The 16,146-nt window shown below is 39.4% G+C and carries 13 protein-coding genes and 2 pseudogenes; 5 read left to right on the forward strand and 10 right to left on the reverse strand.

The features are described 5' to 3' along the window. Complete coding sequence (rbsR, locus tag AC3XNE_RS02840; RefSeq protein ID WP_489832740.1) at positions 1-996, reverse strand: ribose utilization transcriptional repressor RbsR; 996 nt, start codon at positions 994-996, stop codon at positions 1-3. A gap of 226 nt (positions 997-1,222) precedes the next feature. Beyond that, positions 1,223-1,996 (reverse strand): acetoin reductase, encoded by a 774-nt coding sequence (locus AC3XNE_RS02845; protein WP_489832741.1) that lies wholly within the window; start codon positions 1,994-1,996, stop codon positions 1,223-1,225. A 278-nt stretch (positions 1,997-2,274) separates the two neighbouring features. Between AC3XNE_RS02845 and AC3XNE_RS02850 the strand changes: the two are divergent. After that, a pseudogene (locus tag AC3XNE_RS02850) lies at positions 2,275-2,376 on the forward strand (helix-turn-helix domain-containing protein); the annotation flags it as partial. A gap of 18 nt (positions 2,377-2,394) precedes the next feature. On the opposite strand, the pseudogene AC3XNE_RS02855 reads toward AC3XNE_RS02850, so the two are convergent. From AC3XNE_RS02855 to AC3XNE_RS02870, 4 genes and pseudogenes are all read right to left on the reverse strand, one after another. Then, a pseudogene (locus AC3XNE_RS02855) lies at positions 2,395-2,796 on the reverse strand (alpha-L-fucosidase); the annotation flags it as partial. Then, positions 2,793-3,788: a LacI family DNA-binding transcriptional regulator gene (locus AC3XNE_RS02860; RefSeq protein WP_489832742.1), complete on the reverse strand. Its 996-nt coding sequence runs from the start codon at positions 3,786-3,788 to the stop codon at positions 2,793-2,795. The pseudogene AC3XNE_RS02855 and the gene AC3XNE_RS02860, both read right to left, overlap by 4 nt. 22 nt (positions 3,789-3,810) lie before the next feature. After that, positions 3,811-4,671, reverse strand: a complete 861-nt coding sequence (locus AC3XNE_RS02865; RefSeq protein WP_489832743.1) for an ROK family protein — start codon at positions 4,669-4,671, stop codon at positions 3,811-3,813. Positions 4,672-4,685: 14 nt separating this feature from the next. After that, entirely contained in the window at positions 4,686-6,062 is a 1,377-nt protein-coding gene (locus AC3XNE_RS02870; protein WP_489832744.1) for a glycoside hydrolase family 1 protein, read from the reverse strand. A 123-nt stretch (positions 6,063-6,185) separates the two neighbouring features. On the opposite strand from AC3XNE_RS02870, the gene AC3XNE_RS02875 reads away from it, so the two are divergent. The 4 genes from AC3XNE_RS02875 to ppsA all read left to right on the forward strand — a co-directional run bounded on the left by AC3XNE_RS02875 (position 6,186) and on the right by ppsA (position 11,731). Continuing rightward, on the forward strand, positions 6,186-6,656 hold the full coding sequence (locus tag AC3XNE_RS02875; protein ID WP_489832745.1) for a hypothetical protein: 471 nt from the start codon (positions 6,186-6,188) through the stop codon (positions 6,654-6,656). A gap of 154 nt (positions 6,657-6,810) precedes the next feature. Beyond that, positions 6,811-7,281 (forward strand): PH domain-containing protein, encoded by a 471-nt coding sequence (locus AC3XNE_RS02880; RefSeq protein ID WP_489832746.1) that lies wholly within the window; start codon positions 6,811-6,813, stop codon positions 7,279-7,281. Continuing rightward, positions 7,271-8,752 carry a PH domain-containing protein gene (locus tag AC3XNE_RS02885; RefSeq protein ID WP_489832747.1) on the forward strand — a complete coding sequence of 494 codons (1,482 nt, stop codon included), beginning with the start codon at positions 7,271-7,273 and terminating at the stop codon, positions 8,750-8,752. Before AC3XNE_RS02880 ends, AC3XNE_RS02885 begins: the two co-directional genes overlap by 11 nt. A gap of 579 nt (positions 8,753-9,331) precedes the next feature. After that, positions 9,332-11,731, forward strand: a complete 2,400-nt coding sequence (gene ppsA, locus AC3XNE_RS02890; protein ID WP_489832748.1) for a phosphoenolpyruvate synthase — start codon at positions 9,332-9,334, stop codon at positions 11,729-11,731. 112 nt (positions 11,732-11,843) lie between these two features. Here ppsA and AC3XNE_RS02895 read toward each other — a convergent pair whose 3' ends face one another. From AC3XNE_RS02895 to AC3XNE_RS02910, 4 genes are all read right to left on the reverse strand, one after another. Beyond that, entirely contained in the window at positions 11,844-12,692 is an 849-nt protein-coding gene (locus AC3XNE_RS02895; RefSeq protein WP_489832749.1) for an SDR family NAD(P)-dependent oxidoreductase, read from the reverse strand. A gap of 163 nt (positions 12,693-12,855) precedes the next feature. Then, positions 12,856-13,791 carry a homocysteine S-methyltransferase gene (gene mmuM, locus AC3XNE_RS02900; RefSeq protein WP_489832750.1) on the reverse strand — a complete coding sequence of 312 codons (936 nt, stop codon included), beginning with the start codon at positions 13,789-13,791 and terminating at the stop codon, positions 12,856-12,858. A 116-nt stretch (positions 13,792-13,907) separates the two neighbouring features. Beyond that, on the reverse strand, positions 13,908-15,836 hold the full coding sequence (locus AC3XNE_RS02905) for a copper-translocating P-type ATPase (protein ID WP_489832751.1): 1,929 nt from the start codon (positions 15,834-15,836) through the stop codon (positions 13,908-13,910). Beyond that, the gene (locus tag AC3XNE_RS02910) at positions 15,836-16,108 is read right to left on the reverse strand and encodes a cupredoxin domain-containing protein (protein ID WP_489832752.1); all 273 of its coding nucleotides are present in this window, start codon (positions 16,106-16,108) and stop codon (positions 15,836-15,838) included. The genes AC3XNE_RS02905 and AC3XNE_RS02910 overlap by 1 nt, the downstream gene beginning before the upstream one ends. Between the last annotated feature and the right edge of the window lie 38 nt (positions 16,109-16,146).

A 16,146-nucleotide genomic window follows, 5' to 3' on the forward strand; every position in this document is an offset into this window, starting at 1 on the left:
CTATTTCAAGGGTGCTACTGAAAAACGTTGAACTAATTTCACAGGAAGCATTTTTTCCTCAGCTTCTTTTTGTGGAGTTACTACTCTTTTCATTAACAATGTGGCAGCTTCTTGCCCTAATTTAAAAGTTGGCTGTGCGATCGTTGTTAATGCCGGTGTGACGTATTTGCACGGGCCAATGTCATCAAAACCGATCACACTATAATCAGTCGGTATTTTTTTACCAGCCTCTTTTAAGCCCATATACAAACCAAAGGCAATTAAATCATTGATCGCAAAAGCCGCTGTGACATCTGAGTTTATAATTTCTTTCACAGCACCTTGACCACCATTTGTCGATAACTCGCCATTGACTATTAACAAGTCGTTACCATAAACACTAGCAAACCCTTCATAGCGTTTACGCACATTAACTGTCGGCTTCTTAGGCAACACAACAGCGACCTTTTTGTGCCCAAATTCTTTCAAATGAAGTGCTACTTGTTTGCCACCGCCATAATTATCGGTTTGAACCGCGTCCACTAAATTAGTTTCCGTCTTCTGGTCCATAACGATCATTGGCAAACGTTCCCGTTGAAGTGCCTGATAAATCGTCTGATCTGAAAAAGCTGAACTAGCAATGATCAACCCATCGACACCACGTCTGATCAAATCCTCAACATAGCGGCTTTCCTGTCTTTCATCTCCACCCATATTATAAAGCAAAGCAACATAGCCTTGTTCATTCAAAATATCCTGGATCCCTAAAAAAAGCTGGGCAAAAAAAGGATTACTAATATCTGGCACCAATACACCGATCAAATGACTTTTCTTAGTCACCATCCGTTGGGCAAAAAAGTCCGGTACATAATTTAATTCGTCCTGTGCCGCATATACTTTTTTTATTGCCTTTTCGCTAAAGCGCTGGGTATTGCCGTTCAAGATCTGTGACACTGAAGTGATCGATAATCCCGCTTTTTTAGCCACGTCTTTGATCGTTATTTTCTTTTTATTCATATTCCAATTTGCCTTCTCGCTACTAAGTTGATTACTATCACCACTAAGTATAGCAAATGGTTTTTTAAGATACACTGGATTTATGTCAGTTTTCTAAAATTTTAACAGCCGGACTGGTTGTATCAAAACCCACTAATGCTTGTCAGTTCATCTTTTATTGCACCTGCAAATAAAAAACACCAGCGCATAACTTCAAGCATGCACTAGTGCTGAATACTTTTTATTTTTAATTATAAACCAATCCACCATCGACCAAGATAGCTTGACCTGTGATGTAATCTGAATCTTCAGAAGCTAAAAAGTGTACCAAGTTAGCAACATCAGTTGGCTTTTCATAGCGACCCAAAGCAATTTCACCCGAGAACTTGGCAAATGGTTCACCTGGTTTCAATGACGGATCTGCTTTGACCATTTCAGCGTCGATCCGATCCCACATCTTCGTCTTAGCAACACCTGGGCAGTATGCGTTGACAGTGATATGTTTAGAAGCAAGTTCCTTAGCCGCAACATGCGTGAAAGCCTTAACTGCATGTTTAGTTGCGGAATATGTGCCTAACACTTCGTATGCTTCATGCCCTGCGATCGAACATGCATTAATGACCTTACCTGAAGTACCTTGCTTGATAAACTGCTTTGCAGCAGCTTGTGTTCCGTAAACGGTGCCAAAAACATTGATCTTAAATGTCCGCTCTAATTCTTTTTCGTCAATTTCCAAAAAAGGTGTCACTGCTTCAACACCGGCATTATTGACAAAAACATTGAGTTGGCCAAATTTGTCAACAGCGGCAGCAACTAAAGCTTCCTGATCCTCTTTTTTAGAAACATCACCCACGAAACTGGCAACATCACCAAGAGATTTAAGTTCATTTTCAGTCTTGGCCAAAGCCTCTCCATTAATATCATGGATCATTACGCTAAATCCGTCTTTCAACAAACGTTCAGCGATCCCCTTACCTAAACCACCTGCTGAACCAGTAACTACAGCAACTTTTTTCGTCATAATAAAAATCTCCCTGCTTATAATAGTATAATTTATTACAAAACCATTATAACTCTTTTTGAAAGCGCAAACAATAGCGCTTACGATTTTTCACAACTTAAAAATAAAATACACTTAAAAACAGCGCAAAATGCTTCACATTCCACGCTGCAATATTAATTGGTTTTTAATGGCTTGAATTTACACTTTAAGTGCAACACCAGTTAAATAAAGAATGGCCCATGACCAAATTCCTGTAAAATGGTGTTTGCGAGAACAATCGTGAAAGGAAGTTAGCCATGGACCACTATAAGCATCTTACCATAGATGAATGAGAAACTATCTTTTTAATGAAAAGTCACGGGAATTCCCTTCGTAAGATTGCTGGCTGTATTAAAAAAGGCTGATTTAGGCCCTGTTATTTTATAATTGCTATACTGCGTATCATACATATTAAAACCATCATGGTGCTTCGTAGTAAAAATCATATATTTGAATCCAGCTGCTCTAGCTTTTTTTGCCCAGTCTTCAGGATCAAACCTAGTCGGATCAAATTCTTCCTGCAAATCCCAATAATCATGACGCAATGTTTGTAGGTCATTTCTCCACGCACCATGTTTACGCGCCCAAGAATCTTCTTTAGACAACTGCCATGATTCAACTATTCCAGCTTGTGCGTATAATCCCCAGTGAAAAATTACGCCAATTTTTTGATCCTTGAACCATTCAATTTTTTCTTTTATTGGCTGTTCAAGGGCTGCATATTCTTCTTGTTCGGTTGTAGAATTTTCAACAATATCTTCTCTAGTTTCTTTAGTCACTCAACTTTCAGCCCCTTTTGCCATGAAATTTCATTCGTGATCAATATCTTGCATTCCATCTCTCCACTAGTAGTTATTTCTTCTAACAAAGCCAGTAAAACTTGTGCTGTTTTTAAAGCAACCTGGTCCACTGATTGTTTGATCACGGTGATCGGTACGTTTAGACTTTCAAATAAGTGCGCATACCCAAAACAGCCGACCCGAACATCTAAACCAATTTTCTTACCCATATCCTGGATAGCTCGAATGCTTAGCAAAGCATTACTATAATTTGTAATAAAAATTGAATCAAATCCTTCAGCTACTAATTTCTGTGTAACTTCATAAGCTTCTTTCGTCCCGTAATCAGCAAACCTGACCTGACTATTTTTTAAAGGGTACCCCATATTTTGACAGGCAGCCTTAATACCGCCTATGCGTTGCTCTAAAACATAATCTTTTTTTGTAGGCATTATAAAAGCTGTCTGTTTACATTGTTTTAATAAATGCTCCACAACTTTAACGGTCGCACCCCTATCATCACTTAAAACCGCAGGCAAGTGGCTGTTTTTTAGTGGTATTTCTAGCGAAATAACCGGCATATCAACGTTAGCCAAATACTTAAATGACTTCCAATTTGGATCAGCCTTAACAACTATCAAACCATCGATGGATCTTTCAAGTAATTTATTTAATTTTCTTTCAAAGAGATCCTCACTGTTATAGTGGCTAGCTAAAAGCAAGAAATATTCATGCTGATCAAATATTTTTTCTAGTTGCGCGATCAATTGTGCACTATAGAAATTATCTATAGTATCGATCAAAACCCCTATCGAAAAAGACTTGTTCATTTTTAATGACTTGGCCGTCTGATTCTGGACATACTTTAACTTGCCGATCGCCTCTTTGACCTTTTCTTGGTTGCCTTTTTTTAGCGTGTACCCGTTTAAATAACGAGAAACTGAACCGACGGAAACCCCCGCTTCATTTGCTACATCCTTTATTGTTGCCACATGTATCCACCTCAATTCCGTATTAAATTGAAATTGTCTTTAAATAATTTAAAGCAGCACCATATAAGTTAGCATTGTTTTTATAAGTACAATTTTTAATTTCAGGCATGATGGAGACGACACCTTCTTCTTCCAACCGGTGTTTAAGTCGCTTCTCTAATTGTCCCGCTAGATCTGGACGTGCTGAAATACCGCCGCCAAGAATAAAAGCATCAAAATCAAACGAAACTTGTAAATTATACAAAGCACCGGCAAGATTATCATAAACAGAATCGATCAGTTTATTAGCTAACTCATCACCATTTGTTGCAAGTTCAAATAACTTCATACCATCTAGTTTCTCTACACTTTTCTTTTGCTGATAAGCATTTACGGCTTTGACGATCGTTGCACTCATACTTAAGATAGGTCCATCGTTGTTCTTCAATAATCCAAATTCCCCACCAAACAAATGATTCCCTTTATATAGGTGCTTATCAATAAAAATTGCTCCGCCAATACCCGTACCGATCACAATAAAGGCGACATTATCAAATGGCTCTCCCGCTCCGATCTCTACCTCACAAATACCGGCACAGTTAGCATCATTCTCAATTGCAATTGGTAAGTTTAACTGGTCTTGTAATTCTTTAAAAATCGGCCTGCCATGTAAATACGGAACTGCACTGATCCCGCCAATAATCCCTTTTTCCTGGTCAACAGCACCTGGCGCGCTAATGGCTATGCCATCTACGGTTGTACTTTTGATCGTTGCTTGCATTTTCTTAACCAACCCTTCAAATGTCTCAGGCGTGACAAAACTGCCAGTCTCACTTAAAGTATTACCATTAAAAAAGCCAGTTTTAACTGCTGTTCCACCAATATCAAAAACTGCCAGTCTCATTTGTATCCCTCTTTTTACTGAATAGAGTTTCCGTTGTGTGCAATAACGTCTTTAAACCACCAATAACTCTTCTTTGGAATTCGTTTTAGATCTTTTAAATCATCATTCGTACGATTGACATAGACCATTCCATATCTCTTATCCATATTTCCGGAAGAACTTGGAATATCGATCAGTCCCCAACCCAAGTATCCTAAAACTTTCACTCCATCATTGAACATTGCATCCTTCATCGCTTCAATGTGGCCTTGGTGGTAACTTATCCTATAATCATCTTGAATTTCTGCCCCATCAAATTCTTCTCTAACTCCGATACCATTTTCAATTGGAAACATTGGTACATGATATTGATTATAAGTTTTAGCAAGAATATCACGAAAACCTAACGGATCTATGGACCAACCCCATTCATTTACTTTTAAAAATGGATTTTCTTTTGCGCCATGATCCAAATACTGATTTGGAAAAGTTCCGTCTGGCACCAATCTGCTACTGATCGTCGCACTCTGGTAATAACTAAACGCAATAAAATCGCTTGTTAAATTAGCAAAATCTTTATGGTCTGACTCCTTTAAATCAATATCGATATCATGGTCATTAATAAACCTTTTGACTTCTGTCGAATATTTGCCATATACAAATACATCTAATAAATTTTTGTTCATGAATTCGTCGATCTGCCGCGCATATAAAATATCTTTCGGATCTGGAGAAACTGGGTATACTTCGCTATAAGCAAGCATCCCACCAATTTTTGCGTTACTTTTTTCATGCAGATAATTCGCAATTTGAGCATGTGCAACTAGTAGATGATGTGTTATTTTAAATAATTCCTCAGGTTTACGTTGCCCTTCCAAATATCCAGAGATCCCAAAACCGCCTGTGCCCATATATAAGTTTTGCTCATTAAAAGTTATCCAATATTTGACTTTGTCACCAAAAAGATCGATCATTTTCTTGCCATATGTCACAAAGGCATCGACTACATGTCTATCAATAAACCCGTTATATTTTTTTGCCAATTTTAATGGCATATCAAAATGATATAAGCAGATCATTGGCTCAATACCACGTTCAAGTAATTTATCGATTAAATCAGAATAAAACTGGATCCCTTCTGAATTAAATTCACCATCTCCATCAGGATTCACTCTACTCCATGAAATCTGAAATCGATAGCAATTCATGCCCTGCTTGGCCATAAGGTCTAGATCTTCATCGTACCGGTGATAATCATCGATCGCTACTTTCCAATCAGAGCTGTTGGGAGTCGCAGGGTAAGTATCATAAACCGATTTGCCTTTGCCTCCCTCATTATATGCACCTTCCGTTTGCATACTTGAAGTTGAGTTTCCCCACAGAAAATCTGCGGGCATTTTTCTTTGATTCATTTTTTCCTCAATTCTCTTATTATAATTTGAAACGTTTCAATTAAATTATAAATAAAACCACTTTGAATGTAAAGACTGACATTTAGAAAACCCGTTGAACAAAATTCCTCACTTAAGGCAAATATGGCAAAAAAGCAATTTGTTTTTGGCTCACGCAAACGTTTGCTACTAAAACACTTTTTTGTTAAGCTGGGCGCACAAGGAGTGAGCAAAATGAAAAAAATAGTCGATCTACTTAAAAAGGATCCTTTGTATTTCCTAGCCTTTCTGGTGATTATTATAGCTGTGTTTAATATACTCAGCAGTTTCGTACGACACCGTCCGCTATTTGAAAATATCGACAACATAGTTTTTATAATGGCCTTTTATTTTGTTTCATGGGGAATGACTAAAGTGACACGTTCTACAGTTCTTAGATTTCTACTGAGTTTCATTCTATCATTTGCACTTTTTAGTGTTGACATGTTTTTTGATGGTAGTTACGTTGATTATACTTCCTTTATTGTCACAGGCGGTGTTTCTCTTTTCATAGCCGCAATGATGCTTATAGTTATGCATGTTATTGATAATAACAGCTTTACTTCTCATAGTTAAGCTGCCCAAACAACTAAACAAAATAAATCGACTAAAAAGTACCTTGACCACTCCCAGCTTGAAAAACTTCACATAGCCCAAAATAAATGGTATGTTACCAGTTTTAAGCTAGTTAATTAAAATAAAATTGAAGAATAAGGTGAAATTTAGACTTATGGAAAAAGGAAATAAACTACCTCCCAAGATCAAAAAAGTATGGTATCTGGAGGAATTAAATACATTCATTATCGGTATGATCGTGTCTACGGTGTTCTTATTTGTGATCCATTTTTTCTCATGGCCAGAATGGTTAAAGTACATACTTCCCTGTCTCGTTTTAATAGATCTCGCTATTGAATTGCCTTTAGTAACATACCGGTATCGGTTTTACCGCTACCATTTTTCGCACAGCGACGTTGAGATCAAAACTGGATTTTTCTTCCGAAGACAGACTGCTATCCCAATTTCGCGTATTCAGAATGTAACGCTCGAGGCAGGTCCATTATTACAACTATTCAATTTACAAGCTGTTAATATAGAAACTGCAGCCACATCACATTCGATAACTGGAGTTTCAATTGATACTGCTGAAGCTTTAAAAAAACAACTCATTGAATTAGCTGAGGTGAATAGTGATGAAGAATAAGCATTTACACCCAGCTGCAATACTCTATTTTTGGTATAAAGCAGTCAAGGATTGGTTGTTACTCATTTTGATCCCAGCAATCAGAGATTTTGACTTTTTTATAGATAAAATTCTGATATTCGTCGTATTATTTTTGGTTTTAACATTGTTATTGGCGGTAACAAAATATTTTATGTATACTTATGAGTTAACTAACACTGAAATTATTTTAAATACAGGAATAATTTTCCGTAAGCATACACATATTGCTTATGCGAAGATCCAAACCTTGGAAACTCAACAATGGTTTTACTTACGCCCTTTTGGTTTAATGTCTTTGAAAATAGAAACTTCGGGACACTCCGACTCTCAAGCAGAAGGAATAATGCCAGTAGTTTCTAAACAAATCATCGCACATCTGCAGAAGTTGCGTAACAGCACGAAGAAATTTGAACATGAAACTGTGGTCTTTAAACCTGCTACTGACAATACGCAGGAACAGTCAGCTTCCAAAGAAGACCCTGAAGAAAAATACCAGCTCAAATGGAGTGATTTAAATCTATATGCCCTTACTTCCTTTGGAGTCCTTCCTTTATTCCTACTTTTTTTGTCGGTTTACGATAAAATTACAGATATTATTCCTGAAAAACGGATCAACTCTATTTTTAATGAAATTATGCAGCAAGGGATCGTGGTAATTACGCTCGGAATAATTTTTTCTGTGCTCCTTGCCCTTCTTGTTTCATATTTGCTCTTGATCAATCGCTATTTCAACTTTAGTGTTCAAACACAAAATAATCGCTTAGTGACTAGTAGGGGCTTGTTGCAAAAAAATGAAGTATCTGTACCGAAAGATAGAGTTCAAGCAGTAGTTATTCACCAGTCTTTGTTGCGTCAACTATTTAAACTTGCCACGGTGCAATTGATGTTAGCATCTGGTGTTCCTGAGGATGATGAGCAAGATGATGAACTAGTTATGATGCCTGTCATTAGAACAAATAAAGCACTGCAAAACTCCCGAAAATTTATTTCTTGGTTGCCTCAAAAAATGCAACGTCAATATTTGATACAAGCTTCTGGAAAATGGCGCCTGATCCGTAATATTTTTATCCCAACACTTTTGCTTGTGATTTTCTTATGCGTTATCTGGAGACCGGTTGGTTTTATTTCTATAGTACTTTTACCTCTTTCTTTTTGGATCGGTCATTATGCAGGAGATAATAGTGGGATCACAATTGAGCCAAATAAGGTCTTGGCTCTTCAAAAAGGCGAACTGCTGTCCCGTAAGCTATATCTGATCCCACATAAAAGAATTCAATCAGTTAGGGCGAGGCAAAGCATTTGGATGAAAAGAGTCAATTTAAGTCATCTCGAAATAAGTTTACGTAGCGGTAACTCCTCGCAAATAGTTGAAGTTCGCTATTTGCCAACGCAGACTGTAAAAAAGGTATATCAATGGTTTAGAAGCGAAACAAACATTGATAGTAGCTAGAGCTAAAAGCAATTTAAATTTCTTACAAAAACGGTACCAAGCAAAAAAGCACTATACTTGGTACTGTTTTTGTATAGTTAGTTAGCATTTATCAGAACATTTTTAATGCTTTTAAGCAAATCAAACATCTGACTTATTGTGTCTTATGTTCTTGGTTGACTATTTCAATTTAATTCACTACAATTTAATTAGGACATATTGTAAGCGATTTCACTTCGCTGTAATTGTCATGTTTTATAGCATATTAGTAAAAGCACTGAGCGTTGTTCATTCGTTGGGATCGCCGATGAAATTATTATTGCTCATCTTTTTCGTGTGCTGATAAATTGGATTTTTTAGCCAAACACTTAGGTGGAGGAATTTAGCTTGAGGCTCATGATTGAAAAATAATTTACTATAGGTGAGTGCCCACGAATTGCTTCACCGTGCTTCTTAGTTGAACTGCGTGTGGCAGAAGATTCCGCCTATCCCAGTCTAGTCATACACTGCTAAAAATCACGCTATATAACTAGACTACGATAGTGCTTGTCTCTTAGCCGTCTCGCTCCGCTCTCTGTCATCTAAAAGGGGATCTTTTTTATGGAAAATAGAAATTCTGCTAATGTCCTTTGGTTTGATGACCTTCATCGCTCCGATGTTGATTTGGTCGGAGGGAAATCCTCATCACTTGGTGAACTTACCTCAGCAACTGATATTCCTGTTCCTTATGGTTTTGCGACTACTGCGCATGCTTACCGCTACTTTATGGACGCAACCGGCGCTAATGATAAGATCAAAGAACTCCTCGAAAACATCCAAGATTACGAAGACTCTGACGAATTACACCAAACTTGTTCTAAAATCAGAAAAGTAGTGACTGATGCACAGATGCCCACAGATCTTGGGAATACCATCAAAGAAGCTTACGATGAACTAGCCGATAAAATGGGAGAAGCTGACCCGTTTGTTGCCATTCGTTCAAGCGCCACTGCCGAAGATCTGCCAGATGCTTCATTTGCTGGTCAACAAGATTCATATTTAAATGTGCGTGGTCGAGATGACGTTGTTCAAAGAGTTAAAGAATGCTATGCTTCACTCTTTACTGACCGTGCTACTTATTATCGTCATAAACAAAATTTCCCCTTTGAAAAAGTTGCACTGTCAGCTACTGTTCAAATGATGGTATTCTCAGAAGCTTCCGGGATCATGTTTTCTGTTAATGTTGGGACTGGCGATGATTCCAAAGTTATCATTGATAGTATCTGGGGTCTTGGCGAATATATCGTACAAGGAACAGTCACACCGGATGATTTTGTCGTAGATAAAGAAACAATGAAGATCGTTTCTAAAGATATCAACCAAAAAGACATTGAACTCACCCGTTTGCCAGGCGGCGGCGTTGAAGAACACAAGATCTCCGAACCTAAGGCTACACAACCTTCTTTAACGGATGACCAAGTCATTGAGTTAGCTGGTTATGCTAAAGAGATCGAAAAACACTATGGCTGTTACATGGATATGGAATTTGCCTTAGACCAAAATACCAACAAACTCTGGTTAGTTCAAGCGCGGCCAGAAACATTCTGGTCCCAGAAAAATAATAAAACCAACGATTCGGCGGGAGATGAGAACGTGGATAATGTAACCGATGCCAAAGTCCTAGTTAGAGGTTTAGCAGCCAGTCCTGGAGTGGCAAGTGGTAAAGTGCATGTGATCGCTGACCCTAAAGATATTGATAAGTTCAAGGAAGGCGAAGTTTTAGTCACGACTATGACTTCTCCTGATTGGGTCCCAGCAATGAAAAAAGCAAAGGCGATCATCACCAACAATGGTGGAATGACCTGCCATGCTGCGATCGTCTCACGTGAAATGCAGATCCCTTGTATTGTTGGAACAACTAGTCGTAAAAAAGCCGCAATGGATGTCTTACACACAGGTGATACTGTGACAGTTGATGCCAAAAACGGGATCGTCTACGATGGTAACGTTCAATCGATCGTCGCCCCTGCCAAAGAAGCAACACAACCAGGAGAGATCGCTGGTAACGCTGAATATTTTGCACCAACGGCTACACAAGTAATGATGAATCTAGGCGACCCTGAATTAGCAGATAAATACGCAAAATTACCTGCCGATGGTATCGGCTTAATGCGTGAGGAGTTTATTTGGACAAGTTATATTCACGAACATCCTCTTTATTTGATCGATCGAGGACATCCTGAAAAAGTTGTTAACATGTTGGCCGAAGGCATCAGTAAAGTAGCACGTGCAATGTCACCACGGCCGATCGTCCTACGTTTCTCAGACTTTAAGTCTAGCGAATACAGGAACTTAAAAGGCGGCGACAAATACGAACCGCACGAGTCAGCTGATCTATTAGGATGGCGTGGCGCTTCTCGGTACTACGACCCTAAATATATCGACGCTTTTAAACTAGAATTAGAAGCCGTGAAGAAAGTTAGAAATGAATTTGGATTAAAAAACCTGAACGTTATGATCCCGTTCATTAGAACAGTACCCGAAGCGCAAAAGGTAACGGATATAATGTCCGCCGCTGGTTTAGTTCGTAATGCAGATTTCAAAGTTTATATGATGGCTGAGATCCCATCTAATATTATTTTGGCAGATCAATTTAACCAATTTATCGACGGTTACTCCATTGGCTCTAACGATTTAACTATGCTGCTGCTAGGTTGCGACCGGAATAATGACACGGTAGCTGATCTATTTGATGAAAGAAATCTCGCTGTCAAACGTGCGATCACACATTTGATCAAGGTGGCTCATAAAGATGGTAAGACAGTTTCAATTTGTGGCCAGACCCCATCCGAATACCCAGACTTTACTGAATTCTTAGTTCAAAACGGTATTGATTATGTTTCTGTCAACCCTGACATGGTAAAAGAAACGAAGCACAATATCGCTCACTTTGAACAACGGATCATTTTAGACAATGCCACAGGTAGAGGCCGTCAAGATCCAACGGATTATGAGTGGTAATAACTAGATTTCACCAACAAAAAAGCTCCTTCTTAATTCGGCAAAATGATGTCGGATCGAGAAGGAGTTTTTTAACCATTCAACACACAAAATTCTCCAATTAAATGAGCTCTTATTCCCGCGTGGGAAAATCAGCTGAGCTGGCCAAATCAGTTAAGTGTTCAAATTCATGTGCCAAATTTGTAAATTTTTCCTGTGCATGTGTCACTGCCATTTCACCCAAAGGAAGGTGTAACGGTAAATCACGCGTATTGTTAGTAACTTGGTCATAAATGATCCGCGCGGCAGCCTTAGGATCACCAGCTTCATCACCCACTGAAGTAGAATATTTTTTAATAGCCTTATTGGTCAACTGATAGTCATCAGGAAAGGCCGTTTCTTTTTTCTGCGATGAGCGACCAGCCCAGTCAGTCCTAAATGAACTAGGCTCAGCTAACATGACTTTAATATTATCCTCTTGAACCTCTTGTGCTAAAGATTCAAATAATCCTTCAACCGCAAACTTAGTTCCGCTATAAAAACTTAGTGAAGCCTCTCCGATCAACCCGGCATCAGAAGAAACTCCAATGATCACACCACTTTGTTGCCGCCGCATCACTGGCAAAACTGCCTGTGTCATGTGAACTAGACCCCAAAAATTAACATCAAACATATATTGGACTGTTGCCTCATCGGCTTCTTCAAACGTTGAGAAGTAGCCCAAGCCCGCGTTATTATCTAAAACATCGAGGGTGCCAAATTTATCAAGTGTGGTTTGAACTACTTTTTTGATTTGTTCCGGTTTAGTTACATCCAATTCCAACTTTAGGATCTGACCATGGTCATACTGGTCTAAATAACTTAACTTATCAGTATCCCGCGCCGTCGCTACTAAATTGACATCAGTTTGCGAAGCCAACAAAATTGCCAATTCTTGTCCAAAGCCTGTCGATGTACCTGTAATCAACCATGTTTTCGTCACTAAAATATCTCCTTTTGCTCTGCATCAACCGTACTACCGATTATGAGCTATCTTCTCTACCAAGAAGGCTGGCTCCATCTTCTTCAACAAAAAATCTTTAAAACTACTCTTTTAGAAAAAATTACCAGCTCAGTTTAGGATGATAACGCTTAAACTCACATCTTCACTTCATGCTGCTTGCAATTTCTCTAATATCTTGCGGAGTTGTACGACAACAACCTCCAACTAGACTAGCACCTGCTTTTTCCCATTGTGGAACCATTTCGGCAAAGCTTGAAGCTGAACTATTCGATTGCCACTTTTTGCTGAGTGGATCGTACCTATCACCGTTATTTGGATAAATTACTAGCGGTTTAGATGTTTCAGGGCGTATCACCTCTAATAGATCTGTAACATTACTCATTGAAGTGCAATTAAGACCTAAAGCAACAATTTGGTCATCATCCATGAAGTAACCAACTGCTTCGCTTAAAGGTGTCCCATCGCACAACTTACTCTTTCCATCCACGCTAAAAGATAGCCAAGCCAACATTTCCGGAAATTCCTCATACAAAAGCTCAGCTAAAGCTTGAGTTTCGACAAAATTCGGCTGGGTCTCAAAAGCAAACAAATCGACACCAGCTTGAGCCAATAACTTCATTCTTGGTCGATGAAATTTCTTATATTCTTCCTTATTCAGTGAATAATTACCAGTATATTCACTACCGTCTGCAAGATATGCTCCGTAAGGCCCGACACTTCCTGCAATTAACAATGGTCGCCGTTTGTCAGCAGGCAGACCTTGTTGATACTCCGTCCGTGCGACTTGAGCAACTTGTACCGACTTCAAGATCAATTGTCGGCTTTCTTCCTCCGAAAAGCCAACTTTTTCAAAGGCTGGGATATTGGACTGATAACTATCAGTGATCGCAATATTGGCCCCAGCTTCAAAATAACTGCGGTGTACAGCTTTAACAGCAGCAGGGTCAGAGAAAAGTGCTGTTGCTGACCACAGATCATTATCTGTATCAACGCCCATCTTTTCCAACTCAGTTGCCATTGCACCATCGATCACCAAGGTATCGTTTGTTAAGATCGTTCTTAGCTCTTCTATTTTCACGAAAATCACCTCCGACTTGCTTCTTAGTGTTATTTTACCAAGCATTGACGACAAAAGTAAAACCGGTGGGCCACAGAAACAAAAAAAGAGGACATGCGAAATGCCCCTTTTTAACATTATGCAGTTTCAACTTGGCTAGTGATCTTGGACTTATTCAGCAATACGGAGCTGGTTACAACTGACAAGGAACTAAAGGCCATCGCCAGTCCAGCAATTTCCGGGCTCAATGTTAACCCTAAACCATAGAATACTCCGGCAGCAACAGGGATCCCTAAGACATTATAGATAAATGCCCAGAATAAGTTTAATTTGATCCTGCCAAATGTTTTCTTACTCAACGCCAAAGCCTTGTCAACATCACGCAGATCGTTCTTAACTAAAACGATGCCGCCCGAATCGATCGCAATATCTGTACCGGAACCCATAGCGATCCCAACATCTGCTGTACTCAATGCGGGAGCATCATTGATCCCATCACCTACAAACGCTACTTTGCCATTTTCTTGGAGTGACTTGACTTGATCTGACTTATCGCTCGGCATGACCCCAGCTATCACTTGGTCGATACCTACTTGATCGGCAACAGCTTGAGCTACTCTCTGATTGTCACCTGTCAGCATGATCGTTTTTAACCCACGTGACCTTAAAGCAGCAATGGCCTCCTGTGAAGTTTCCTTAGGTGCGTCTTGGATAGCGATCAAACCAATAATTTGCTGATTTAAACCGACCAAGACAACTGTCTTAGCCTCATCTTGCAAACTAGCCATTTGTTGCTGTAATTCTTGTGACATGTCAAAGTCATGACGCAATTTTTCACTACCGACGAATGCTTGCTGACCAGCTACTTTAGCGGAAACTCCTTGTCCTTCAATGGCTTGAAAATTTGTCGCTTGTTCGCTAGAAAGCTTTTGTTCTTTAGCTTTATCCATGATAGCCGTTGCTAAAGGGTGCTCAGAGGATTTTTCCAGAGCTGCCGCCACCTGCAAAACATGTTTGTCATCACCGACGATATCCGTGACCTTTGGTTTACCTTCAGTGATCGTCCCCGTTTTATCAAAAACAACAGTATCAATATCGTTGACTGTCTCAAGAACTTCACCATTCTTGATCAAGATCCCCATCTTAGCACCTCGACCAGTTCCGACCATTAAAGCTGTCGGTGTTGCCAGACCAAGGGCACAAGGACATGCGATAACGACAACTGAAACTGCGAAGATCAGTGAATTAGCAACACTGGCTCCAACTAAAATATACCAGATCAAGAAAGTAGCGATCGCTATGATCAAAACGACTGGCACAAAAATATCAGAAACTTTGTCCGTCAATTTTTGTATTGGAGCATGACTGTTTTGCGCCTTTTTAACAAGGTCGACAATTTGAGCGAGCATCGTATCGGAACCGACTTTTTCAGCTTTAAGAGTAAATGTCCCGTTACTATTCATAGTCGAACCGATAACCTTGTCACCGACCTCTTTTTTGACGGGCATGCTTTCACCAGTGACCATCGACTCATCGATATTAGAACTACCAGTTAAGATCTCACCATCAACAGCGACTTTTTGCCCCGGCTTGACCCGGATCTCGTCGCCAGTTATGATCTGTTCGACTGGTAATTTGACAAACTCGCCATTGCGTTTGACTTCGGCTTCTTTAGCTTGCAGATCAAGTAACTTTTCAACAGCATCCGAAGCATTACTGCGCATTCGTTCTTCCAAGACCTGTCCCAACAAGATAAATGTGATCACAAAGGCAGCACTTTCAAAAAACACCTCTTTACCACTAAATATCGCGTAAATACTGTATAAATATGCTGTCGCAGTCCCGACCGCAACAAGAGTGTCCATATTAGAATGATGTTTTTTAAAGGAAGACCAGGCGCTTTGCAAAAACGGACGTGCTGAAAGTGCCATGACGATCGTGGTCAAAACCAGCATGGTCCATTTTCCACCCGGTAACATCCAGCCGGTCAGCGGCATCAAAATCATTTCCACCAACATCGGCAGTGATAACACCAAAGATATCCAAAAACGTGTTGTAATTTTCATTATTCAACAACCACTTTCCCGAAGAACATATTCATCCCACAACTAAACTGATATTCGCCTGCTTTGTCAGTCGGTACCGTAACGGTCTGCGGTTGATCCAAAGGCAGCTCAGTTTCAAAACCAAGATCTTTAGAATGGACAACATCCAAGCAACCTTTTTCATTCGTACGTGTAAAAGTTAACTCAGCCGGCACACCTTGTTTGAAGGTAACTACTCCCGGCTCGTATCCACCCGCAACCTTAACATTAGCCTTTTGTACTTGTTCACTCATGATGATTCCTCCTCGTATTTTTTATTCAAAAATTTGTC

The organism is Ligilactobacillus sp. JN-6 (Y).1, from assembly GCF_058111525.1.